Source organism: Pseudoduganella lurida, assembly GCF_007830455.1.
Lineage (GTDB): Bacteria > Pseudomonadota > Gammaproteobacteria > Burkholderiales > Burkholderiaceae_D > Rugamonas > Rugamonas lurida.
The window spans coordinates 563332-586337 of sequence record NZ_VLLB01000001.1 but is presented as its reverse complement, the minus strand read 5'-3'; the positions used below and the strand labels follow the sequence as shown (position 1 = coordinate 586337).

The following is a 23006-nucleotide window of genomic DNA, read 5'->3' as shown; positions in this document are numbered from 1 at the left end:
TCAGTTCCCCGGTGCCGACGTTGGGACCACCGGCGCCGCATCGGCCGCGCCGGCGCTGCCGCCCAGTTCGCGCAGGCGGCGCTCGGCCATGGCGCGGTCGAAGCCGGCCGGCTGGCCGCCGGACAGCGCCAGCGCCCGCTGGTAATACTCGCGCGCCAGCCGGCCCTGGTTCATATGATCCAGGCCGATCGCCAGGTTGAAGGCGTAATCGGGGTTGCCGGGCGCCGCGGACCAGGCGTGGAAGTAGGCCTGCTGGGCCTCCTGCCAGCGGCGCTGGCGTGCGTACAGGTTGCCCAATGCGAAGTGCAGCGAGGCGCCTTCCGGCGCATTGCGCAGCGCACCCTTCAGGCGCAGTTCGGCCGCATCGCCTTCGCCGGGCCGCAGCGCCACCATGCCGGCCAGCGCATCCGCATCGCGCGGATCGCGGGCCAGCAGGCGCTGGTAGGCGTCGGCCGCGTCGGCATCGCGTCCTTCGCGGCGCGCCAGCGCAGCCGTGCCGAGCAGCGCGTCGCGATTGTTGGCGTCGCTGCGCAGCGCGGCATCGTACTGCTGGCGCGCGCTGGCCAGGTCGCCGGCCAGCAGCGCCGAGTAGCCGGCCTGCACGGAGGGGTTGACGCCCTGCCGCGGCTTGCCCCGCGCCATGCGCATGTCGCCCGGCTCCCCACCCGGCAGCGTTCCGGCGGCGGCCAGCGGCGCAGCGGCCAGGCCCGCAACCGCCGGGGCTGCGGCCGCCGGCGTACCCGCATCGGCTGTTTCGACTGCCTGCTGTTTCATGTCACGCAGCTCGCGTTCGGCTGCATCGCGTATCGCTTCGCGGCGGACCTCCGGATCGGGAATGGCGGCCAGCTGGGCCGGCGTCGGTCCGCGCGGAACGGGGGCTGTGCGGCGTGCCGCGCGCGACTGGCGCACCGGTTCGTTGGCCAGCAGTGGCGTGGCCGACGCGGTATCCGGCGCGCGGGTGGCGGCGGCATCGGGGGCAGGCGACGGCGCGGCGGTGGCTGGGGTGGCGGTGGTGGCCACCGAGACCGGCTGTTCCGCCACGGTGGCCTGCGGACCGTACGGCGGGCCGACGGGGGCGACGACGATCGGCGCACCGGCCGCGCCGCCCACGCTAGTGGCGCCGGTGGCGCTCGGCGGCGGCATCGGCACCATGGGCAGGCCGGCACCGGGGCCCGGACCCATCACGGCCTGCCGGTACAGCCAGACGAAGACGATCACGATCACGGCCAGCACGCCGCCCAGCGCATACACGCGCAGGCGGGCAATGTCGATGCCGGCCGTGGCGTCGCGGCGCGGGCGCGGATCGCGCGACATGGCACGGCGGTCCGGCGCGCCGGGGGCACGCGGCGCTTCCGGCGCGGCCGATGGCGGGCGGGGCGCGGCGCGCGCATCGGTCACGGGAATGGCGGCCGGATCGGGGCGCGTGCGGGGCGCCTCGTGGCGAGCCTGCGGCGGCACCGGATCGTGCACCGCTTCGCGGGCCGGCTCGATCGGCGAGGACGAGGGGTTCGCCAAGGGGGCAGGCGAGGGGCCAGCTGAGGTGCCAGCTGCGGTGCCAACTGAGGTGGCAGCCGAAAAAGCGGAGCCGGGCGACGCGGCGTCGCCCGACGATGGCGGCAGCGGTTCCAGCGGCTCCAGGCTCAGCTCCAGGCCGGTGACCGCCGCGGGCGGCACGGCGGCCGGTACAGGGGCAGTGCTCGCGCCAGGCGACGCTTCGCCGGCCCGCGCAGCGTCCCGCTCGGCTTCCGTGCCCCCCGGGATGTCCTCTTCCTGCAGCCCGCTCTGGCGCGCCCGCTCCGCCTTCTTCAACGCTTGCATCAACAGGCTCATGGCATCCCCGCGGCTGGCTTGTCACCCGATGGCACGCTGTACGGATGCTTGTTGAGCGACTCGGTTCCCGGCAGCAGATAGCGCATGTCGCGGTAGTCGCCGTCCATGCTGGCATCCTTGACGACGATCGCGCGCAGGAAGATCACCAGTTCCGTCTTGGTGGCGCCCTCGTTGCGGTAGGCGAACAGGTCGCCGATCACGGGCACGCGCGACAGCAGCGGCAGGCCGTTCTTGGTATTGTCGACGGAATCCTGCATCAGGCCGCCCATCACGGCCGTCTGGCCGCTGAACACCTTCATCACCGATTCCACCTCGCGGGCCTGGATCACCGGCACCTGGCTGGTCACGCCCTGTTTCGCCAGTTCCGGGTTCGGATCGGTCACGTAGCTGACGATGCGCGTGATGGTGGGGCGCACGTTGATCGTGACTTCGCCCTCGGCGGAAATCTGCGGCGTGACGCTCATGACGAAGCCGACAGGAACCGTCTCCACGCGCGATTCGTAGGTGGCGGGCGATTGCACCCCGCCGGACGAGTTGGTGACGGCCGGCGTGACCTTCAGCGTGAAGAAGATATTGTTGTCGACCACCTTCAGGAGAGCGGTCTGGTTGTTCAGCACGCTGATCTTCGGGCTGGACAGCACCTGCACCTTGCCGAACGTTTCCAGCAGCTGCACGGCGGTGGTGATGTTGCCGATCGCGCTCGTCGGGTTGGCGTAGTTCAGCGTGAACAGGCCACCCAGCCCCTGCGCGGTGGACGGCAGCGGCGTGTTGGCCAGGTTGCCCTGGCCGAAGATGGCGCCGCCGCTGCCGATGCGCTGCCAGTTGATGCCCTGCTGGTACTGGTCGGACAGCTTCACTTCGAGGATGGTGGCCTCGATCATCACCTGGCGCTTCGAGGCGGTCTGGATCACGTCGAGAAATTCGCGCACCTTCTCGTGCTGCCGGCCGGTGGCGCGCACCGCCACCAGGCCGCTTTCGGCATTGACGATGACGGAAGGCGCATTGCGCTGGGCGGCATTGCGGCCCTGTGTCGCGGCGGCCTGCACGCCGGGGAAGCTGCCATCCGCCGGCTGCTGGGTGGCGCCTGCCGCCGGGGTGAACGCGGTCTGGTAACCCGGCACGGCCTGCTGGCCCGGGATCTGACCCGCCAGCTGGCCAGGTTGCTGCCCCGGTTGCTGGCTCAGCTGCTGATTCTGCTGCGCGGCCGCATCGGCCTGCTGGCGCAGCTGCGCCAGCGGATCGTTCAGCTGGTCGTTCAGGTTGGTCGGCCGCAGCATGTCGCGGATGTTCTTTTCCAGGCTGTACCAGAAATTGTTGTCGGCCCGGTTCGCCACGGACGTCGTGGAGTTGTTGTTGCCGGAGGTGAGCGTGGTGCCGGCGCTGGCAATGGTGCCGGTGCCCGTGTTCGAGCCCGTGTAGCTGGTGCCCGCGCTGGAGCCGCCCGTGGTGGAGATCTGCGTGGCGATATTGACGCTGCTGTTGGTGCTGCGGGCGATATTGACGTAGTCGATCCGGTAGTTGCGCCAGTGCGGCTCGTCCGGCAGCACCGTCAGGTTGCCGGCCTCGAGCTCGTAGCGCATGTCCACCTGGCGCGCGATGCGTTCCAGCAGCTGCGGCAGCGTCTGGTCCAGCGCGTTCAGCGTGACGCTGCCCTGGATCGAGGGGTGGATGTCGATATTCAGGCCGGCATCGCGGGCCAGCGCGAACAGCACCGACTCGACCGGCACCTTGTGGACGGTGACGCTGTACGTCTCCGCGCGCGGCGCGGGCTGGGGCGGCGGCAGTGCGGCGCTCTGCTGCACGGGGTCGGGAATCGCGCCGGCCGGCCGCGGCGGCTCGCTCACGTGGGCCGGTGACACGGGCAGCCGCGGCGCCGTGCAGGCACCCAGCAGCGAGCACAGCACGGTGGCGCCCAGCCCCTTCGCGCCGTGCCTGACCGTCCTCTGTATCACTCCGTTGATGCCATTCCCGGCGCCATTCACGCCCTGCTGCACAGCTTTCTTCACGCCTCGTCCCATCATGATGCCGGTAAGTGGATTTACAGACTGATAATAATCTTATAAATTGGTCTGGTGTGCAATTGTGCGCGCTCCCGGCGCGGCGGGCAAATCCGTGACGGCGTGCCAGGCGAGCCAGGCTGCCAGCGCGAGACCGAGCAGTGCCAGCGCCACCCGGACGAGGCGCGGCACCCGCGCCCCTGCCGGCGCCCGCCTTGGCAGCGCGGCGAAGCTGCATTCCCGCACGGCCTGGCGCACGTGCCGGTCCCGCACGCGGTCGGCATCGTCCGCGAAGGCCGCCAGCAGGGCTTTGTCCGCCAGGATATTGATGCGGCGAATGATACCGCGCGACACGCCGGCAATGCGGCGCGCCGCGCTGGCGCTGAACAGTTCGCCGTCCGGGTGGCCCGCGGCGCACAGGCGGTGGGCCAGGAAGTCGCCCACCTGGCCGGGCGGCAGCGCGGGCACGAAGAAGCTGTGCGTGATGCGTTCGCTCAGCTGGCGCATGTGCGGCAAGGCCAGGTGCTCGTCCAGTTCCGGCTGCCCGAACAGCACGATCTGCAGCAGCTTGTGGCGTGCCGTTTCCAGGTTGGTCAGCAGGCGCACCGCCTCCAGCGTGTCGAGCGGCATCGCCTGCGCTTCCTCGACCAGCAGCACCACCTGGCGGCCGGCCGCGTGGCGGGCGATCAGCTCGTCGTTCAGCTGGCGCAGCACCTGGTCGCCGCGCCGGCCCGCCACGTCCAGCCCCAGTTCCGCCGCCACGGCATACGGGACTTCCTCGCGCGTGAGGCTGGGATTGACCAGCCACAGCACGTCCACGTGGGCGGGCAGGCGGCTTTCCAGCATGCGGCACAGCATCGTCTTGCCGCTGCCCACCTCGCCGGTGACCTTGACGATGCCTTCGCCATGCTTCACCGCATACAGCAGCGCCGCCAGCATGTCGCCCCGCGTATTGCCCTCATAAAAGAAGGTGGGGTCGGGGGTGATGGAAAAGGGCGCCTGGCGCAGGCGGAAATGGGCGAAGTACATAGTTCAGGCGATCGCGGCCAGGAAGGCCGCTTCGAGGTCGGCACCGCCGAACGCGGCCATGCAGGCGGTCGGCGTGCCGGCAAACACGATACGGCCGGCATGCAGGATGGCGATGCGGTCGCACAGGTCGGCGGCATCGGCCAGCGCATGCGACGTCATCAGCACGGCAGCCCCGGCATCGCCCCGCCGGCGCAGCGCCTGCCGGAACTGGGCGCGCGCCTTCGGGTCGAGGCCGCTGGTGGGCTCGTCCAGCACGAGGATGTCCTTGTCGAGCAGCAGCGTGGCGGCCAGGCCCAGCTTCTGGGTCATGCCTTTCGAATAATGGCGGGGCGCGAGGCGGAGCGCGTCGGCGTCCAGGTCCAGCAGGGCAAGCAGGGCGGTGGAGGCGGCCGGATCGGCCCGCTGGCCATGCAACGCCTGCACATAGCGCAGGAATTCGGCGCCTGTCAGGTGGGCGGGTGGCCCGAAACGCTCGGGCAGGTAGGCCAGCGGCCGGCGCGCCGAAGGGTGCGTGTGCGCCGCGCCGGCTATGCTAATGTCGCCTCCGTCGAGCGGGCAGAAATCGAGCAGGCAGCGCAGCAGCGTGGTCTTGCCGGCGCCGTTGATGCCGGCCAGGCCCACGATCTCGCCCGGCGCGATGTCGAGGTCCACGCCGTCCAGCACTGCCCGGGCGTGCGCAGCCCCACCGGAACGGCGTTTGACGACGTGACGAAAACGCAGGGCCGCTGGCGGCATCGGATTCCAGGCTGATATTGACGATCCGTCACTGTAGCAAAGAACAGACGCCTACCGGTAGTGCGAATGTATCCCGTTCTAGCTCACAGGAAACATTCGGCATACAATGCGCGGTCACGCTGAGGAGATGGACAGGGATGGCTAGGCCGGAAAAAGTAAGGCTCGGGGAAGTGCTGATCCAGCAGAAGCTGCTGACCGAGGAACAGCTCGGGCTGGCGCTGGGCGAACAGAAACGCACCGGCCGCAAGCTGGGCCGCGTGTTCATCGACAGCGGCTATGTCACGGAAGAGCAGATCGCCGGCGCGCTGGCGCGCCAGCTGAACATCCCGTACATCAACCTCAAGTTCTACAACATCAACCCGGAACTGGTGCGGTTGCTGCCGGAAACCCAGGCACGCCGCTTCCGCGCGCTGGTGCTGGAAGACCGGGACGGCACCATGCTGGTCGGCATCTCCGATCCGACCGACCTGTTCGCGTACGACGAGATCGCCCGCCTGGTGCGCACCGGCATCGAGCTGGCCGTCGTCAACGAGACGGAAGTGCTGGCCGCGATCGACCGCATCTACCGCCGCACCGAGGACATCACCGACCTGGCCCGCGAGCTGGAACAGGAACTGGGCGACAGCTCCGTCGACTTCGGCGCGCTGGCCGCCAATCCTGGGCTGGAAGAGGCACCGGTCGTGAAACTGCTGCAATCGGTGTTCGACGATGCGGCCCAGGTGCGCGCCTCCGACATCCACATCGAGCCGCAGGAAGGGCGCCTGCACATCCGCTTCCGCATCGACGGCGTGCTGCACCTGCAGACCCAGGCCGACATCAAGATCGCCCCCGCGCTGGCGCTGCGCCTCAAGCTGATGTCCGACCTGGACATCTCGGAAAAGCGCCTGCCGCAGGATGGCCGCTTCGCCGTGCGCGTGAAAGCGACCCGCATCGACGTGCGTATCTCGACGATGCCCACCCAGTTCGGCGAATCGATCGTGATGCGTCTGCTCAGCCAGGGCAGCGCCAACCTGCGCCTGGACGCGATCGGCATGCCGCGGCCCCTGATGGAAAAGTTCCGCGCCATCGTGCAGCGCCCCAACGGCCTGGTGCTGGTGACGGGGCCCACCGGTTCCGGCAAGACGACCACCCTGTACAGCGCGCTGGCCGAGCTGAACTCCGTCGAGAAAAAGCTCATCACGGTCGAGGATCCCGTCGAGTACCGGCTGCCCGGCATCAACCAGGTGCAGGTGAACGAGAAGATCGAGCTCGACTTCGCCCGCGTGCTGCGTTCGGCACTGCGGCAGGATCCGGACATCGTGCTGGTGGGCGAGATGCGCGACCAGGAAACGGCGCAGATCGGCCTGCGCGCCGCCATGACGGGCCACCTGGTGCTGTCGACACTGCACACCAACGATGCGGCCAGCACGCCGCTGCGCCTGATGGACATGGGCGTGCCCCGCTACATGGTGGCCAGCTCGCTGCAGGCCGTGCTCGCGCAGCGCCTGGTGCGGGTGATCTGCGAAAGCTGCACGCAGCCGTATACGCCCACGCCGACCGAGCACGAATGGCTGCGCCAGGAGCTGAACGACAAGGTGGGCATGGCGAAGTACTTCCATGGCAAGGGCTGCTCGCACTGCAACGGCATGGGCTACCGGGGCCGCACCGGCGTCTACGAACTGCTGGAGATGACGCAGCCCGTCGTCGATGCGGCCAACGATCCCGATCCGGCGCACTTCCTGAAGGTGGCGTCGCAGCAGATGGCCGGCCAGACGCTGCGCCGGCACGGCGTGCAGCTGGTGATCCAGGGCCGCACGACGATCGCCGAAGCGATGCGCATCAGTAATCAGCAGGAAAGCTGACGGATGCCCTTTTTCGCCTACAAGGCCCGCAACGCGCGCGGCGAGCTGCAGCAGGGCGTTCTCGAAGCGGCCGACACGGGTGCCGTGGCCGACCAGCTGCTGGGCACCGGCGCCACGCCCGTCGAGATCACGGTCACGAAGGCCCCGGCCCGCGAGGGATCCGGGCTGTGGGCGCGGCTGACGGAGAAAAAGGTCACGTCGCTGGACGTGCAGCTGTTCAGCCGCCAGATGTACACGCTGCTCAAGTCCGGCGTGCCCATCATGCGCGGGCTGGCGGGCCTGCAGGAATCGGCCATTTCCGTCACGTTCGGGCGGGTGATCCGCGACCTGCGCGAGTCGCTCGATGCCGGCCGCGAGCTGTCGGCCGCCATGCGGCGCCACCCGACCGTGTTCAACAATTTCTACCTGTCGATGGTGCGGGTGGGCGAAATGACGGGGCGGCTCGATGAGGTGATGCTGCGGCTGTTCGATCACCTGGAGTTCGATCGGGACATGCGGGCCCGCGTGAAATCGGCGGTGCGCTATCCCACGTTTGTCGTGATCGCCATGGTGATCGCGATGTTCATCGTGAACATGTTCGTCATCCCGCAGTTCGTGAAGGTGTTCGAGAGCTTCCATGCCGAGCTGCCGCTGATGACGCGGATCCTGATCGCCACGTCCAACTTCACCGTCAATTACTGGTACGTCATCCTCGTGGCGCTGGTGGCAGCCGGCCTGGTGCTGCGCGGCTGGGTGCGCTCGCCGGACGGCCGGCTGCAGTGGGACCGCTGGAAGCTGCGCCTGCCGATTGCCGGCAAGATCGTCCACAAGGGCACCATGGCCCGCTTCGCGCGCAGCTTCGCGCTGTCGTCGCGCAGCGGCGTGCCGATCGTGCAGGCCCTTACGGTGGTGTCGCAGACCGTGGACAATGCCTGGCTGTCACAGCAGGTCGACAGCATGCGCGATGGCGTGGAGCGGGGCGACAGCATCCTGCGCACGTCTGTCGCGGCCGGGATCTTCACGCCCATCGTGCTGCAGATGATCGCCGTGGGCGAGGAATCCGGCTCGCTGGACGACCTGATGGACGAGATCGCCCAGATGTACGAGCGCGAGGTTGACTATGAACTCAAGACGCTGTCCGCGCAGATCGAGCCGATCCTGATCGCCTTCCTCGGCGCGATGGTGCTGGTGCTGGCACTGGGCATCTTCCTGCCGATCTGGGACCTGGGCCGCGCGGCCCTGCACTGACATGGCCGGGCTGCCGAGCCGCCGCCTCGCGCGCGGTGCTTCCCTGTTCGAATTCGCCGTGGCCATCATCATCATGGCCGTGCTGGGCGGCGTATTGCTCGGCCGGGTGCTGCGCTACCAGGCCGAGGCGGAACGTACCGGCGTCAATTACCAGGTGGCCATCCTGCGCAGCGCTCTGGCCAGCCATGTCATGGAGGCGGGCATCGCCGCCGATCCGCAGCAGCTCGCCGCATTCGACGGCATCAATCCCGTCGCGCTGCTGCAGCGTCCGCCACCGGGCTATCGTGGCGAATTCGACCATCCCGACGACACCGAAATGGCCGGTGGCAGCTGGTATTTCGACAGAAAACAACGAATCCTTGTCTATGTATTCAGCAGAAACGAAACATTTCTTGATGTGCTTCCGAAGAAATGGTGTTTCCGTGTAGAATTATCTCGCTTGCCCACAAACAACGCCAAGCCGCCAGGAACACCGGGATCCAGTTTCGGTGTCGCCCTTCACCAGGTCGACGGTTGAACAGAATGGTTCACATTTTCGTGTAGCTTCCGTCACATACACATTCTTTTGTTACGTTGGAGATTTACATGCAAGTCAAACAAGTGGGTACGATGAATAAGGGCCAAGGCGGCTTCACCCTGATCGAACTGATCGTCGTGATCGTCATCCTGGGCATCCTGGCTGCCACGGCACTGCCGAAGTTTGCCGACCTGGGCGGCGATGCGCGCCTGGCGAAGATCCGTGGCGCACGTGGCGCGGTGGCCAGCGCAACCGGCATCGTGCATGGCGCCTGGCTGGTCGGTGGTACCGCTGCGGCGGGTAACGTGACGGTCGACGGCGCGACCGTGGCTGTGAACGGAACGGGCTTCCCGACATCGGCCGGGATCCTGACGGCGGCGGGTATCGATGGCAATGAGTACAAGGTCACCAGTACTGCCGACCTCGTTACGTTCGCTGCCGATACGACGCACCTCAACTGCTCGTTCACCTACGCTCCTGCGACCGGCGTCGTCTCTTCCGCGCCTGCAGACAAGACCAACTGCTAATTGGCGGACGACCCGATGCGACCGTACCCGGTACGGCCCGCGGGTAACCCGACACTGCCCGGTTCTGCCGGGCAGTTCGGGTTTACGCTGGTCGAACTGATTATCGTGATGGTGCTGATCGGGATCATCGCCGCCGTTGCGGCGCCGCGCTTCGCCAGCCGCGCCGGCTTCGATGCGGTCGGTTTCACCGACCAGGTCGCCACTACGCTGCGCTACGGCCAGAAGCTGGCCATTGCCCAGAACCGCAGCGTGTACGCGCGCCTGAACGGCACGTCGGTTGCGCTATGCTACGATGCCACCTGCGCCGGCAAGGTCGTGCCCCCCGCCGGCAGCAACAGCGCCAGCGCCAGCACGCTGGCCGCCTGCGGCAACTCCACCAACTGGGCATGTGAAGGCGTACCGAACGGGCTGGCGATGACTGCATCCGCGATGTTCTATTTCGATCCGGCCGGCCGGCCTTTCCTGGCCACCGACGCGGCCAACGCCGTCACTTCCTCGTTCGTCAACACGCTGACCGTGCGCATCACGGGCGACGGCAAGAACCACGACATCCTGGTGGAACCGGAAACGGGCTTCGTGCGATGACGGCAGGAGGCGCACATGCGCCGCTGCCGCGCCAGCGCGGCCTGACGCTGATCGAGCTGATCATGTTCATCGTCATCGTCGGCGTCGCCGTCATCGGCGTGCTGCAGGTGATTACCATGAATACGGCGCGCAGCGCCGATCCGATGCGCCGCAAGCAGGCCATGGCGATCGCCGAGGCGCTGGTCGACGAGATCCGCGCCGCGCGCTTCAGCTGGTGCGACGTGACCGACCCCAACTACTCCACGGCCACCAGTGCCGCCGGCTGCACGATTCCCGAGGGCGTCAACCAGGAGGCAGGCGGCGGCGCTCGTCCGTTCGACAACGTGAACGATTACGTGCAGGTCTATGGCACGCCGCTCACCTACACGACGGACGTCATCGGCACGCCATTCCCCGCCGGCTATGCCGCCACCGTCACGATCACCCAGCCCCCCTCGCTGGGGCCGGCCGGCGCCACCGTGCCGCAGGGCGCCGTGCTGCGCATTCTCGTCAACGTCGCCTATGGCAATGAGGCGGTGACGCTGGAAACCTACCGGACCCGCTATGCGCCGAACAACTGAGCGAAGGCCATTGCCTACCGGCGCTGGCCGCGGCTTCACGCTAGTGGAGGCCATCATCGTCATCGCCATCACCGGCATCATCGCGGGCATGGTGGCGATCTTCATCCGCGTGCCGGTGAAGAGCTATGTGGACACACAGGCGCGCGCCCAGATCGCCGACGCCGCCGACCTTGCGCTGCGCCGCATGACGCGCGAGATGCGGCTGGCGCTGCCGGCCACCGTCACCGTCTACAACAACCAGCTGGCCGTGCAGTTCCTGCTCACCAAGACGGGCGGCCGCTACATCAGCATCAACGACGGCCCGCCCGCCACGCTGCTGCCGCTCGACTTCACCAGCGGGAAGACGCAGTTCGACATCGTGGGTGCGGCGCCGACCGGCAAGCAGGCCATCGTGGCGGGCGACTACATCGCCATCGGCAACCTCGGCATCGCGCCGGCCGATGCCTATGCCTTCGGCGCAGGTGCCGACAATATCTCGCGCGTGGCATCGATTGCCGGCAGCCGCGTGACGCTGGCACAGAATTATTTCTCGTCCACGCAGTCGACCGGCGGCGGCTTCCAGGTGGTAACGGGTACCGTGACCTATCTGTGCACGCCGGCCACCAGCGGTGCCGGCACGCTGCAGCGCTATTTCACGACAAGCATCGTCAAGGGCATCGGCAACCTCAACACGCTCGGCACGCCGGCGCTGCTGACGAACATGGTGGCCGGCTGCACGTTCAGTTATACCGTGCTGCCCGGCCAGAACGCCGGCGCGCTGGCCACGCTGGTGCTCACGCTGCGCCACGCGAACGGCGAGAGTGCCCGCCTCGTGCGCCAGACTCAACTGGATAATCCGACATGAATGCGTCCAACCTGAATGCGTGCAACCTGAATACGTCCGACTCGAACATCAACGGTCGTCGTGTGGCCATCGCGCGCCGCCTGCGGCGGAGCCGCGGCGTCAGCATCATCACGGCGATCTTCCTGCTGGTGATCCTGTCGGCGCTGGGGGCCGCGATCGTCACCGTGTCCACCACGCAGCAGCAGTCCTCCGCGATCGACCTCGTGGGCACGCGCGCCTACGAGGCGGCGCGCACCGGCATCGAATACGGCCTGTACCGCTACCTGCTGGCAGGCACCTGCGCCGGCGGCAGCATGACGGCGCCCGGCACGCTGGCGGCAATGACGGTCACGCTGACCTGCGTGCAGAACACCAACACGATGGCCGACGGCGTGACGAAACTGACGCAGACGCGCATCGTCTCGACCGCGTGCAACCAGCCGGCGAACGGCAACTGCCCGAACGCGGCGCCCGGTGCCGATTACGTGCAGCGCGTGGTGCAGGTGGAGCTGTGATGATCGTGCGCTTCCTGAAGACCATGCTGCTGGCAGCGCTGCTGTGCACGGGTGCAGCACGGGCCGATACGCCCATCACGCTGTTCAAGAGCTTTGCGGGCAACGTCAACTTCACCGGCACGCAGAAGTCGCTGCGCACCAGATCGAACTCGGACAATGCCTGTTCCGTCAGCAGCACGGCAACGCTATCGCTGACGGGCATCCCCTCCGGCAGCACCGTGCTGGCCGCCTACCTGTACTGGGCGGCATCCGGCTCGAACGGCGATTTCTCCATCCTGCTGGACAACAAGACCGTCGATGCGCCGTCCAGCCGGCAGTACAGCTCGTCCACCGTGGGCTACAATTTCTACTCCGGTGCGGCCGATGTGACGGATATCGTGAAGGGCAACGGCACCTATGTGGCCGGCGGGCTGGTGCCCGCGCAGACGGGCTACTGCGCCGTGCAGGCCGTGCTGGGCGGCTTCCAGCTGCTGGTCATCTACAGCAACAGCAAGGAAACCTTCCGCGTCCTCAATGTCTACGAGGGCTTCCAGTACATCCAGAATTCCTCCGTCGAACTGACGCTGGCCAACTTCACGATTCCGAATCCGGACACGGGCCTGACCGGGCGGGTCGGCCACATCACGTGGGAAGGCGATGACACGCTGGGCAACGATGGCGAGACGCTGCTGTTCAATGGCGTGGCCCAGTTCGATGCGATGAACCCGAAGGGCAACCAGTTCAACTCGGCCAGCAACATCAACAACGACTATTACTCGTACGGCGTGGATTTCGATGCGTTCACGGTGTCGCCGCCCACCATCGCCGCCGGCCAGAAATCCGCGAAGACGACTTATCTGTCGAAATCCGACCTGGTGCTGCTGAATGCGGAAATCATCGCCGCACCGAACATTCCCGCCACCGACCGCGGCGTGACCCTGACGCTCGACGGTCCGCTGGTGCCGTCGGCGGCCACCACGTACACGGTTTCCGTCGTCAACAACGGGCCGATGGACGAGGGCGGCCCGCTGACCGTGACGGGCACGCTGCCGGCGGCCCTCATCTACGGCGGCGCCTCCGGCAAGAACTGGCGCTGCACGGCAGCTGGCCAGGTCGTCACCTGCACGTACACCGGCACGGTGACGAAGAACACCACGCTGCCGCCGCTGACGCTGACAGTCACCCCGGCGGCTTCCGCCAGCGGCCTGGTGCTGTTCAGCGTCACCGTGGGCGGCAAGCTGTTCGACTACTACGACGGCAACGACACGTCCACGGTCAGCGCGCGGATCGGCGCGGCGAACTTCACGCCCGTGTTCATCTTCACGGACAAGCAGTGCAAGCACAACAAGCCCTTCGGCGATCCGGGGCAGCCGTGCCTGCCGCTGCAGCTGCCATTCTGGCCGGCCAACCGCGACATCCAGACATGGATCACCTATGTCGTGAAGAACGTGCCGACGGCGCTGGCCAGCACCAACACCACGATCCCGATGCGCTTTGCGCTCAGCTGCCACGATCCGCGCGCCAACGCCGGCGTGCGCGCGACCTACGACCTGCGCAACGGCGGGACGAAGCTCACGCTGCCGCTGTGCGCCAGCGGCGGCGTGATCCCCGAGCAGAATTCCAGCGCGTGGGGCACCGCCAACAATATCCTGTATCCCGGCGGATCGCCGACCAGCCAGGCCACCACCGCCAGCCAGAGTTCGGATCCGACCGACTTCCTGCTGCGCTACCAGGATGTCGGCCGGATCGAGCTGTTCGTGACGGACAACCTGGGGCGCCTCGGGTCGACCGGCGCCTTCGTGTCGCGCCCGGACAGCCTGCTGGTGCGGGCCCAGGCCGACAACCTGGCGGGTGAGCCGGCCAGTCCCACCGATCCGCGCTTCCTGCCGGCCGGCACGCCGTTCACGATGACGGTCAAGGCCATGATGGAAGGGATGACCACGCCGGCCCCGAACTTCGGCCAGGAAACCGATCCGGCGCGCGTGAAGCTGTCGATCTTCCCGGCCACGGCGGCCGATGGCGCGCCGATCGATGCGATGGCGAAGGATGACCCGGGCATCGACAGCAGTGGCAATCCAACGCTGGCGCTGCGGTACGAGAACGGGCTGGGGGCATTTTCGGGCGGCGTGGCCACCGGCACCGATTTCGCGTTCGACGACGTGGGCGTGATCCGCGTCGAGTCGCAGCTTGCCAACGTGGATGCCAACGGCAACGGCTCCTACCTGGGCACGGGGAATGTGTACGCGAATTCGATCAATGTCGGCCGCTTCTATCCCCATCACTTCGACGTGACGGTGACCGGTCCGATGACCTGCGTGGCGCCGGCCCTGTGTCCGACGGACCCGCTGCCACCGGCCGCGCCCACCGTGCCCGCCACCACCATCACCACGATGGCATACTCCGGCCAGCCCTTCGCCGTGAAGGTGGAAGCCAGGAACCTGCTGGGCAAGCCGCTCAGGTTCTACCAGGGCGAGCTGGCGCGCGACGTGGTGCTGAGCGCCGTCACGGCACCCAACGGCAGCACCGCGCAAACGTCGCGCACCTCGGGCCTGTCGAACTCCACGCTGTCCGGCACGGCCGTCGCGGCCGGGCTGTTCAATGCCAGCGTGGCGAACTCGACCTCTACCTACACGTTCCCCACGGCCCTGGCTTACAAAGGGTCGCCGGCGACGACGGCCACGTCGGCGCTGCCCGTCTCCGTCTACCTGCGCGCAACCGAAACGAGCACCGGCGACAGCACCACGTCGAAGCGCAGCGATGCCGTGGAAGGCGGGGTGCGGATCGTCAACGGCCGGGTGTTCGTGCCGAACATGGCCGGCAATGCGGCCCTGGCGATGAACGTGCCGGTCACGGCGCAGTTCTTCGGCACGCGCGATGGCCTGGACGGCTGGTACGACAGCACCACCGACTCCACATCCATCTTCGTGCCGGCCTCGGACGTGAAGTTCGGCAGCTGCACGAAAGTGCCGGGCGCCGCCACCTGCAGCGTCCCCGTCAAGGTCGACAGCAAGACGGTCGGCGCGTTCAGCCAGGGCACCGGCACCGTCAAGCTGCTGGCGCCCGGTTCCGGTTCGAGCGGTTCGATTCCCATGTACCTGTCCGGCCCTGCATGGCTGCCCAGCGTGTACGGCGTGCTCACCTACGGCACCGTGAAGAGTCCGTATGTCTACCTGCGGGAACTCTACTAGGCGCTTTGTGGCTGCCGGGCACGAAAATTGTGGCGAAAATAGTTTTTTGCTACCGGAAGTTCCAGGAATCTTGAATATAATCAAGCCGCTGCAACGGTTTTTGCAGGCAGTACCAAATCATTGAGACAGGTGGCATGGCGTTCTGGCGAAAAGGAAAAAAGAAGGCAGGCTGGCTGGCCCTCGCACCGGGTGCGGCGGGCGTGTGCGCGGCCGTCGTGCAGCGGGGGCCGGAAGCGAAGCCGGTCGTGCTGGCCGCCGCGTTCCTGCCCGGCACGCGCGCCGACCTGGCCGCCGTGCTGGCGCGCGCCGGCCGCGAGCTGGAAGCCGACACGCGCCACTGTTCCAGCCTGCTGGAAGCCGGCGAGTACCAGCTGCTGTCGGTCGAAGCGCCGAACGTGCCGGCCGCCGAACTGAAGACGGCGGTGGGCTGGCGCCTGAAGGACATGATCGACTTCCCCGTGATGGATGCGACGGTGGACGTGCTCGACATTCCCGTCGCACCGAACGGCCCGGCACACAACCACCAGGTCTTCGCGGTCGCCGCGCGCAACAGCCTCATCGAGGCGCACCAGGGCCTGTACACGACCGCCAAGGTGCCGCTCGACGCGATCGACATCCCCGAAACGGCGCAGCGCAATATCTCGGCACTGCTCGAACCGCAAGGGCGCGGGCTGGCGATGCTGGCCTTCGACGAGCGGGGCGGCCTGCTGACGGTCACCTGCGGGGGCGAGCTGTACCTGGCACGCCGCATGGACATCGCGCTGGCCCAGGTGGAAGGTCCGGCCGAGGCGCGCCAGGCCTTGTATGACCGCATCGCGCTGGAGCTGCAGCGCTCGCTGGACAATTTCGAGCGGCAGTTTTCCTACGTGGCCGTGTCGAAGCTGGTGGTCGCCCCGACCGGCAGCAGCAGCCTGTACGACTTCCTGTCCGCCAACCTGTACCTGCCCGTCGAGCTTCTCGACCTGGCCAGCGTGCTCGACCTGGATGCCGTGCCCGCGCTGCGCGAGGCGGCGCAGCAGGCGCGCTTCTTCACCGTGCTGGGCGGCGCGCTGCGCGAAGGCGCCGGGGGCAAGTCCGCGCCATGAGCCAGCAGATCAACCTGTTCAATCCGCGCTTCCGCAAGGAGAAGCGCTACCTGACGGCGCCCTACCTGGCGTTCATGCTGCTGGGCGCGCTGTTCGGTTCCGTGGCGTTCGCGGTTGCCGCGCATGGCCGCGCGGCGGCGGCACAGGAACAGGCCGACGAGCTGAAGGCCCAGGTGCAGGAAGCCGAGACCCGCAAGCAGGCCACCGTGGCCGGCCTGGTGCCGCGCACGAAGGACGTCACCGTCGACCAGCAGCTGGCGGCGGCGGAACAGGAAGGGCACGCGCTGCGCGGCGTGGCCGACATCATCGGCCGGAACCGCGTGGGCGACCCGCGTGGCTACGCGGATTATTTCGAGGCGCTGGCGCGCAGCCGGGTTGCCGGCCTGTGGCTGACGGGCGTGCAGATCGCCGGCGGCCAGGGCGATATCGGCCTGCGCGGCCGCGCGCTGCGCGCCGAACTGCTGCCCGGCTACCTGAACGGCCTGGCCCGCGAGCCCGTGCTGCAGGGCAAGGCGTTCGGCCAGGTGGAGATTGCGCGGCCGGCGCCCGTCACGCTGCCGGTGCCGGCATCGGCAGGCGCCGACACGCCGCCGCCCGCACCGGTCACCGTCACGCCGCCGTACGTGGAATTCTCGCTGCAGGCGGGCGGTGCACGGCCCGCGGGAGGTGCGCCATGAAGGCCGTCTGGCTGCGCTGGGCGGCGCGCATCGATGCGCTGACTTTGCGCGAACGGGCGATGGTGGCCGTGGGCGGCGTGGCCGGCATCGTGTTCGGCGTGTACTTCGGTTTCACGGACCCGGCCAACGCCCGTGAACGGACGCTGCGCGCCAGCATCGTGCAGCAGCGCGGCCTGCTGCAGGGCGTGGACACGGAGATCGCCCAGAAGCAGGCGGCCGCCGCGGCCGACCCCGATGCGGCGGCACGCAAGCGGCTCAAGGAAGTCCAGGCCGCGAACACCGTGCTGCGCGCCGAGCTGCGCAACACCAGCCGCGGGCTGGTGCAGCCGTCGCGCATGACCGCGCTGCTGCAGGGGATGGTGCAGCAGAATGGCCGCCTGAAGCTGGTGTCACTGAAGACGCTGCCGCCGGCCGGCACGACGGATGGCAATTTCGCGGAGCAGGGGGAGGGCAGTGCCACCGCTGCGGCGGCCCCGGTGCTGCCCGTGACGCCGCTGTCCACCACGCCGCCGGGCGGCACCGCACCGGTCCAGGCTGCCGCGACGACTACGCCGGCAAAGGATGCGCCGCTGCTGTACCGCCACGGCGTGCAGATCGTGCTGCAGGGTGCCTACGGCGACATGGTCGCCTACATGAACGCGCTGGAGCGCATGCCGGCCCAGCTGTTCTGGGGCCGCGCCGTGCTGGACGCCGCGGAACACGACAAGTCGACATTGACTCTTACGCTGTACACCCTGAGCCTGGACGACAAATGGATTGCCCTGTGATGCCCCGCGCCGTGAAGCTGCGCCCTGTGAAGCTGCGTCCTGTGATGCTGCACTTGAATGTCCTGCTGGCCGGCCTGCTGCTGGCGGCCGGCGCGCACGCGCAGTCGGCCGACCCCACGGCGCCGCCGCCGGGACTGGTTCCGCTGGCCGAAGGCGAAGCCGCCCCTGCCGCCCCGGTGGGCCCGGAACTGCAGCAGATCCTCGTCTCGCGCGAACCGGGCGGGCGCCGCCTGGCCGTGATCAGCGGCGAGACGGTGCGGCAGGGCGCCCGCTACCAGGGGGCCATCGTCGAGACGATCGGCGCGAACGAGGTCGTGCTGCGGCGCGGCGGCAGGCGCGAGGTCCTGAAACTGTTCGCCCACCCGCAGGGGGCGGTCACGCCGCGCGCGGCCGCGCGCATCCATCCGGACGCCCCTGCAGCGGCCGACCCGGCGCGCAACGGGCGCGCGCAATAACATGAAGACGAAGAACCCCACCATGCGAACCTTGACGACGATCGCCGGCGCCACGCTGCTGGCCGCACTCGCGGCCGGCTGCGACACGGCGAACCGCCGCGACACCTACGACGCCATCAGCGGCGAAATGCGCCAGGCCTCCGGCAAGGCGGCCGCCATCCAGGCCACCGCGCCGGATCCCGTCGAACAGGCGCTGCTGCCGCCGGCGCCGGCACTGGCGGCGCAGCTGCCGAAGGCGCGCACGGTGCTGGAAGAGCGCTTCAACGTGGCATTGAACAACGTGCCGGCGCAGCAGTTCTTCAACTCGATCGCCACCGGCACGCGCTACAACATGCTGCTGTCGCCGGAAGTGGCCGGCACCATCACGGCCAACCTGAAGGACGTGACGATCTTCGAGGCGCTGGACGCGGTACGCGAGCTGTACGGCTACGACTACAAGGTGGAAGCGAACCGCATCTACATCCGGCCGCTGACGATGCAGACCAAGATGTTCAAGGTGAACTACCTGACGGGCAGCCGCAAGGGCAGCTCGAACGTGCGCGTGTCGTCCACCTCGATCGACAAGATCATCAGCAACAACCAGGGCGGGCAGGGCGGCCAGGACAGCAATGCGCAGAACAGCGCCGCCGGCCAGAACCAGACGCAGACGGGCCTGCCGGGCGGCGGGCAGTCGGCACAGGACGACGCCAGCAACGTGCGCATGACTTCCGAAACGGACTTCTGGGGCCAGCTCAAGCTGGCGCTCGAGGCGATCGTGGGCACCGAGGATGGCCGTAGCGTGATCATTACGCCGCAGTCCGGCGTGGTGCTGGTGCGCGCGATGCCGATGCAGCTGCGCGCCGTGACGGACTACCTGAAGGCCACGCGCCTGGCCGTCGAACGGCAGGTGATCCTGGAGGCGAAGATCCTCGAGGTGCAGCTCAACAGCGGCTTCCAGACGGGCGTCAACTGGGCGGCATTCCGCTCCGCCGGCAACAGCGCCGGCAGTGCTGGCGTGATCGCCCCGGGCAGCGGCCTGATCACGCGCGACCCCGTCACCGGCGCCATCTCGCAGGTCAGCGGCGGCACGACGGGGTTCACCACGCTGCCCGGCCGTGCCATCACGGCCGCGGCCGACAACCTGGGCACGATGTTCGGCTTCGCCTTCCAGACCAGCAATTTCTCGGCGATGCTGTCCTTCCTGGAATCGCAGGGCACCGTGCATGTGCTGTCGAGCCCCCGCATCGCCACCCTGAACAACCAGAAGGCCGTGCTGAAGATCGGTACCGACGAGTTCTATGTCACGGGCATCAGCACCACCACCAACTCGAACGTGTCCGGCAATACCGTCACGCCGAACGTGATCGTGCAGCCGTTCTTCTCCGGCGTGCTGCTGGACGTGACGCCGCAGATCGACGACGACGGCAACGTGATGCTGCACGTGCACCCGTCCGTCAGCCAGGTCAGCACCGTCAACAAGACCGTCAACCTGGGCTCGGCCGGTTCGCTGAACCTGCCCCTGGCCGCCTCCAACACGTCCGAGATGGACAGCCTGGTGCGGGGCCGCAATGGCGAGATCGTGGCACTGGGCGGGCTGATGCGCCAGGCCACCAGCAGCGACCAGTCGCAGCTGCCGGGCGTGGGCAATGTGCCCGTGCTGGGCGCGCTGTTCCGCAACAAGGATGCCAGCACGCAGAAGCGCGAACTGGTGGTGCTGATCAAGCCGACCATCGTGGACGATGCCGGCAGCATGACGCAGGAAATGCAGGACACGGCGCGCCGCATCGAGCGCCTCGATCCGAACAACCGGGGCCGCTGATGTACGAATCCCACTTCGGCCTGCGCGAGGTACCGTTCTCGATCACGCCGGACACCAGCTTCTATTTCGGCAGTCCGCATTCGCAGGAAGGCCTGAACACGCTGCTGGTGGCCGCGCGCAGCGGCGAGGGGTTCATCAAGATCACCGGTGAAGTGGGCACCGGCAAGACGCTCCTGTGCCGCAAGTTCATGGCGACGCTCGGCGACGAATTCGTGACGGCGTATGTGCCGAACCCCTACCTGGAACCGCGCGCGCTGATGATGGCGCTGGCCGACGAACTGGAGATCGTGCTGGAGCGCGACGTGGAACAGCACCAGCTGGTCAAGTCGCTCACGTTCCGGCTGCTGGAGCTGGCGGCGCGCGGCAAGCACGTGGTGCTGTGCCTCGACGAGGCGCAGGCCCTGCCGCTGGAGAGCCTGGAGGCGCTGCGCCTGCTGACGAACCTGGAAACGGAAAAGAGGAAGCTGCTCCAGATCGTGCTGTTCGGCCAGCCGGAACTGAATGCGCACCTGGCCGATCCGAAGATCCGCCAGCTGGCCCAGCGCATCACCTTCCACTATCACCTCGGCGCGCTGTCGAAGGACGACCTCGATTACTATCTGGCGCACCGGCTGCGCGTGGCGGGTTATGCCGGTGCGCGGCTGTTCAGCGCCGCTGCCGTGCACAAGCTGTACAAGGTCACCGGCGGCATTCCGCGGCTCGTCAACATCGTGGCGCACAAGGCCCTCATGCTGGGCTATGGCGAAGGCCGGCAGATGGTCGAGAAGCGCCATATCGCGCTGGCGGCCGGCGACACGCTGGGCGTGCAGGGCCGGTCCGCGCGCTCGCTGTGGCGCTGGCCCTGGATGGCGGGTGCCGCTGCACTGGCCGCCGCGGCGTGCGGCATTACCCTGGCGTTGACACGATGAGCCTGAACCCATGAGCTTGATAAACAAAATGCTGCAGGACCTGGATGCGCGCGGCGGCACCGGTACCCGTGCGCCGTCCGGCGAGCTGCGTCCCGTGGCGGCCGAACGGGGCGCCGCGAAGGCCATCGCCATCGGCGCCGGTGTCGGCGTGCTGATCGTGGCCGCGGCGGCAGGTGGCTGGTATTACCTGCAGCGCGCCGCCGTGGGGCCGGCCCCGGTGCCGGTCGCAGCGCTGGTCAAGTCCCCGCCGGCAGTGGCGCCAGCGCCCCCGGTGCCCGCCGTGGTGGCTGCGGTACCGGCCGATCCAACCGCGCCGGAAGCGGCGGCACCGGCCGAACCGGTGCCGGTGCTGGCGGCACCGGTGGCGGCCGCCCCGGCAACACCGAAGCGCGAGCGCACCGTGGCGCGCGAGGCGCAGGAGGGTGAAGGCGCACCTGTCGCACCCCGCCGCGCCGCCGCCGAACGCGCCACCGAACGTGCCACTTTAGCGCGCGCCGCCGTGCCGCCCCCGCAGGGGGTGACGATGACCTCGCAGCAGCAGGGCGAAAGCGCCTACCGCCGCGCGCTGGCAGCCGTGCAGGATGGCCGGGTGCAGGACGGCATCGCGGGACTCGAACAGGCCGTGTTTGCCTATCCCCGCCACGAGGCGGCACGCCAGACCCTCATTGGCCTCCTGATCGAAACGGGCCGCCGCGACGAGGCGGTGCGCCACCTGCAGCTGGCGCTGGGCCTGAACGCCAGCCAGCCGCAGCTGGCGATGCTGCTGGCGCGGCTGCAGCTGGAGCAGGGCGGCAATGCCGTCGAGACGCTGCAGCGCACCCTGCCCCACGCGGCGGCCAATGCCGACTACCTGGCTTTCCTGGCCGGCGTGCTGCAGAAGGGTGGCCGGCACCGCGAGGCGGCCGAGCAGTACGAAGCGGCGCTGCGCATCCAGCCGAACAACGGCGTCTGGTGGATGGGCCTGGGCATCTCGCAGCAGGCCGAACGGCTGCGCACCAATGCCCGCGAGGCGTTCATGAAAGCGAAGGCGGCCGGCCTGTCGCCGGAGCTGCGCGAGTTCGTCGACAAGCGGCTGGCCCAGCTGAACTGAATTCTTTCGAAGCCGGCGGCCCGCTTACAGGCTGGCCAGCGGCCCCCACACGCCCTTCATCGGCACGCGCAGCGCCACGTCGTCCTCGCCGAGGGCGGCGGCGATGCTGCAGCCGTTGCCGTCCACCTGGCGCGGCTGCGGCACCGCCAGCACGATGCCCTGCGCGTCCAGCAGGCACAGGATCTCCGGCCGCGCGCCATCCCGATGCACCACGATGCCCGTCTCGGCGCTGGCCAGCCGCACCAGCGTGCCGGGCGGGTAGTGGCCGATCTCGCGTTCGAACGCTTCCGTCAGCACCGGGTCCGGGGAATCGGCCAGCACGCGGCGCAGCGCATCGTCCGGCAGCAGCGAGCGGCGGTAGTTGCGGGCCGAGATGCCGGCGCAGTAGCGGTCCGCCATGCGCAGCAGGTGCGCCGCGGCTTCGATATCGGTGTCGTCGGGCAGCGGGTCGGGCGAGTGATCCTGCAGAAGGGCCGTGAACCAGCCGTTTCCGGCGGCTGTGCGGGGCGTGTCGCGGCTATCGTCATGGCGGCCGGTGGCGTGCAGGGCCAGCGCGGCCGCTGTCAGCGACAGCAGGTGGGCGGGGCGCATGTGCAGCGCGCGGGCCACGAGTGCCGCGATCACGGCCGTCTCCACGCTGTGCCGCGCGGCGTAGCTGCCGCCGATCTGGTTGCGCAGCACGCAGGCCAGCGCCACGTCCGGGCTCAGGTCCAGTGCCCCCAGCAGGGTGCGGGCGGTGGCGCGCAGGTGGCTGTCGTCATGCACGACGGCCGGTCCGTCGAGGCGGGCCTGCACGGCGTTCAGCGCGCGCAGCACGGAGGGCGGCTGCGGCGCGCCTTCCCCGTGCCCCGTCAGGCTGTCGTGCAGGTCCAT

Annotated in this window: 21 protein-coding genes; 16 read left to right on the top strand and 5 right to left on the bottom strand. The window is 68.5% G+C overall.

Annotated features, from left to right (window positions below; all coding sequences use genetic code 11):
• From IP91_RS02650 to IP91_RS02635, 4 genes are read right to left on the bottom strand one after another with little or no spacing between them, the layout of a single operon-like run.
• Positions 1-1830: a tetratricopeptide repeat protein gene (locus IP91_RS02650; RefSeq protein WP_158643063.1), complete on the bottom strand. Its 1830-nt coding sequence runs from the start codon at positions 1828-1830 to the stop codon at positions 1-3.
• Positions 1827-3836: a pilus (MSHA type) biogenesis protein MshL gene (gene mshL, locus IP91_RS02645; RefSeq protein WP_229473760.1), complete on the bottom strand. Its 2010-nt coding sequence runs from the start codon at positions 3834-3836 to the stop codon at positions 1827-1829. The genes IP91_RS02650 and mshL (IP91_RS02645) overlap by 4 nt, the downstream gene beginning before the upstream one ends.
• Positions 3837-3887: 51 nt before the next feature.
• Complete coding sequence (locus IP91_RS02640) at positions 3888-4856, bottom strand: ExeA family protein (protein ID WP_145647214.1); 969 nt, start codon at positions 4854-4856, stop codon at positions 3888-3890.
• 3 nt (positions 4857-4859) lie between these two features.
• Complete coding sequence (locus IP91_RS02635) at positions 4860-5591, bottom strand: ABC transporter ATP-binding protein (protein WP_145647213.1); 732 nt, start codon at positions 5589-5591, stop codon at positions 4860-4862.
• 137 nt (positions 5592-5728) lie between these two features.
• Here IP91_RS02635 and IP91_RS02630 point away from each other — a divergent pair, with 137 nt between their 5' ends.
• From IP91_RS02630 to IP91_RS02555, 16 genes are all read left to right on the top strand, one after another.
• A complete protein-coding gene (locus IP91_RS02630) occupies positions 5729-7432 on the top strand; it encodes a GspE/PulE family protein (RefSeq protein ID WP_145647212.1) in 1704 nt (567 codons plus the stop codon).
• Between the two features lie 3 nt (positions 7433-7435).
• Positions 7436-8659 carry a type II secretion system F family protein gene (locus tag IP91_RS02625; protein ID WP_145647211.1) on the top strand — a complete coding sequence of 408 codons (1224 nt, stop codon included), beginning with the start codon at positions 7436-7438 and terminating at the stop codon, positions 8657-8659.
• Between the two features lies 1 nt (position 8660).
• The gene (locus IP91_RS02620; protein ID WP_145647210.1) at positions 8661-9176 is read left to right on the top strand and encodes a type II secretion system protein; all 516 of its coding nucleotides are present in this window, start codon (positions 8661-8663) and stop codon (positions 9174-9176) included.
• Positions 9177-9268: 92 nt separating this feature from the next.
• Positions 9269-9703, top strand: coding sequence for a prepilin-type N-terminal cleavage/methylation domain-containing protein (locus IP91_RS26675; protein ID WP_199754468.1), 435 nt, complete (start codon positions 9269-9271; stop codon positions 9701-9703).
• Positions 9704-9718: 15 nt separating this feature from the next.
• Positions 9719-10288: a prepilin-type N-terminal cleavage/methylation domain-containing protein gene (locus IP91_RS02610; RefSeq protein ID WP_145647208.1), complete on the top strand. Its 570-nt coding sequence runs from the start codon at positions 9719-9721 to the stop codon at positions 10286-10288.
• Positions 10285-10848, top strand: coding sequence for a type IV pilus modification PilV family protein (locus tag IP91_RS02605; protein WP_145647207.1), 564 nt, complete (start codon positions 10285-10287; stop codon positions 10846-10848). The genes IP91_RS02610 and IP91_RS02605 overlap by 4 nt, the downstream gene beginning before the upstream one ends.
• A gap of 10 nt (positions 10849-10858) precedes the next feature.
• The gene (locus tag IP91_RS02600; protein ID WP_229473757.1) at positions 10859-11692 is read left to right on the top strand and encodes a prepilin-type N-terminal cleavage/methylation domain-containing protein; all 834 of its coding nucleotides are present in this window, start codon (positions 10859-10861) and stop codon (positions 11690-11692) included.
• The gene (locus IP91_RS02595; protein WP_229473755.1) at positions 11689-12186 is read left to right on the top strand and encodes an agglutinin biogenesis protein MshP; all 498 of its coding nucleotides are present in this window, start codon (positions 11689-11691) and stop codon (positions 12184-12186) included. Before IP91_RS02600 ends, IP91_RS02595 begins: the two co-directional genes overlap by 4 nt.
• Positions 12186-15353, top strand: coding sequence for a DUF6701 domain-containing protein (locus IP91_RS02590; RefSeq protein WP_145647205.1), 3168 nt, complete (start codon positions 12186-12188; stop codon positions 15351-15353). Before IP91_RS02595 ends, IP91_RS02590 begins: the two co-directional genes overlap by 1 nt.
• 134 nt (positions 15354-15487) lie before the next feature.
• A complete protein-coding gene (locus IP91_RS02585; RefSeq protein WP_145647204.1) occupies positions 15488-16438 on the top strand; it encodes a type IV pilus biogenesis protein PilM in 951 nt (316 codons plus the stop codon).
• Entirely contained in the window at positions 16435-17115 is a 681-nt protein-coding gene (locus IP91_RS02580) for a PilN family protein (RefSeq protein WP_145647203.1), read from the top strand. Before IP91_RS02585 ends, IP91_RS02580 begins: the two co-directional genes overlap by 4 nt.
• A complete protein-coding gene (locus IP91_RS02575) occupies positions 17112-17882 on the top strand; it encodes a type II secretion system protein M (protein ID WP_145647202.1) in 771 nt (256 codons plus the stop codon). The genes IP91_RS02580 and IP91_RS02575 overlap by 4 nt, the downstream gene beginning before the upstream one ends.
• A 26-nt stretch (positions 17883-17908) precedes the next feature.
• A complete protein-coding gene (locus tag IP91_RS02570) occupies positions 17909-18337 on the top strand; it encodes a hypothetical protein (RefSeq protein WP_199754467.1) in 429 nt (142 codons plus the stop codon).
• A 22-nt stretch (positions 18338-18359) separates the two neighbouring features.
• Positions 18360-20135 (top strand): pilus (MSHA type) biogenesis protein MshL, encoded by a 1776-nt coding sequence (gene mshL / locus IP91_RS02565; RefSeq protein ID WP_145647988.1) that lies wholly within the window; start codon positions 18360-18362, stop codon positions 20133-20135.
• Complete coding sequence (locus tag IP91_RS02560) at positions 20135-21043, top strand: ExeA family protein (RefSeq protein WP_145647201.1); 909 nt, start codon at positions 20135-20137, stop codon at positions 21041-21043. The genes mshL (IP91_RS02565) and IP91_RS02560 overlap by 1 nt, the downstream gene beginning before the upstream one ends.
• Positions 21044-21053: 10 nt before the next feature.
• Entirely contained in the window at positions 21054-22133 is a 1080-nt protein-coding gene (locus IP91_RS02555; RefSeq protein WP_145647200.1) for a tetratricopeptide repeat protein, read from the top strand.
• Between the two features lie 24 nt (positions 22134-22157).
• Here the strand turns inward: IP91_RS02555 and IP91_RS02550 are convergent, their stop codons facing one another.
• The gene (locus IP91_RS02550) at positions 22158-23006 is read right to left on the bottom strand and encodes an HD-GYP domain-containing protein (RefSeq protein ID WP_145647199.1); all 849 of its coding nucleotides are present in this window, start codon (positions 23004-23006) and stop codon (positions 22158-22160) included.

What these genes read in the sequence shown, in the direction of transcription:
- IP91_RS02560 (WP_145647201.1), top strand. Translation starts at nt 20,135, where the DNA reads ATGTACGAATCCCACTTCGGCCTGCGCGAGGTACCGTTCTCGATCACG.
- IP91_RS02610 (WP_145647208.1), top strand. Translation starts at nt 9,719, where the DNA reads ATGCGACCGTACCCGGTACGGCCCGCGGGTAACCCGACACTGCCCGGT.
- IP91_RS02550 (WP_145647199.1), bottom strand. Translation starts at nt 23,006, where the DNA reads ATGGACCTGCACGACAGCCTGACGGGGCACGGGGAAGGCGCGCCGCAG.
- IP91_RS26675 (WP_199754468.1), top strand. Translation starts at nt 9,269, where the DNA reads ATGAATAAGGGCCAAGGCGGCTTCACCCTGATCGAACTGATCGTCGTG.
- IP91_RS02585 (WP_145647204.1), top strand. Translation starts at nt 15,488, where the DNA reads ATGGCGTTCTGGCGAAAAGGAAAAAAGAAGGCAGGCTGGCTGGCCCTC.
- IP91_RS02650 (WP_158643063.1), bottom strand. Translation starts at nt 1,830, where the DNA reads ATGAGCCTGTTGATGCAAGCGTTGAAGAAGGCGGAGCGGGCGCGCCAG.
- IP91_RS02630 (WP_145647212.1), top strand. Translation starts at nt 5,729, where the DNA reads ATGGCTAGGCCGGAAAAAGTAAGGCTCGGGGAAGTGCTGATCCAGCAG.
- IP91_RS02635 (WP_145647213.1), bottom strand. Translation starts at nt 5,591, where the DNA reads ATGCCGCCAGCGGCCCTGCGTTTTCGTCACGTCGTCAAACGCCGTTCC.
- IP91_RS02640 (WP_145647214.1), bottom strand. Translation starts at nt 4,856, where the DNA reads ATGTACTTCGCCCATTTCCGCCTGCGCCAGGCGCCCTTTTCCATCACC.
- IP91_RS02625 (WP_145647211.1), top strand. Translation starts at nt 7,436, where the DNA reads ATGCCCTTTTTCGCCTACAAGGCCCGCAACGCGCGCGGCGAGCTGCAG.
- IP91_RS02590 (WP_145647205.1), top strand. Translation starts at nt 12,186, where the DNA reads ATGATCGTGCGCTTCCTGAAGACCATGCTGCTGGCAGCGCTGCTGTGC.
- IP91_RS02620 (WP_145647210.1), top strand. Translation starts at nt 8,661, where the DNA reads ATGGCCGGGCTGCCGAGCCGCCGCCTCGCGCGCGGTGCTTCCCTGTTC.
- IP91_RS02595 (WP_229473755.1), top strand. Translation starts at nt 11,689, where the DNA reads ATGAATGCGTCCAACCTGAATGCGTGCAACCTGAATACGTCCGACTCG.
- IP91_RS02575 (WP_145647202.1), top strand. Translation starts at nt 17,112, where the DNA reads ATGAAGGCCGTCTGGCTGCGCTGGGCGGCGCGCATCGATGCGCTGACT.
- mshL (WP_145647988.1), top strand. Translation starts at nt 18,360, where the DNA reads ATGCGAACCTTGACGACGATCGCCGGCGCCACGCTGCTGGCCGCACTC.
- IP91_RS02555 (WP_145647200.1), top strand. Translation starts at nt 21,054, where the DNA reads ATGAGCTTGATAAACAAAATGCTGCAGGACCTGGATGCGCGCGGCGGC.
- IP91_RS02580 (WP_145647203.1), top strand. Translation starts at nt 16,435, where the DNA reads ATGAGCCAGCAGATCAACCTGTTCAATCCGCGCTTCCGCAAGGAGAAG.
- IP91_RS02605 (WP_145647207.1), top strand. Translation starts at nt 10,285, where the DNA reads ATGACGGCAGGAGGCGCACATGCGCCGCTGCCGCGCCAGCGCGGCCTG.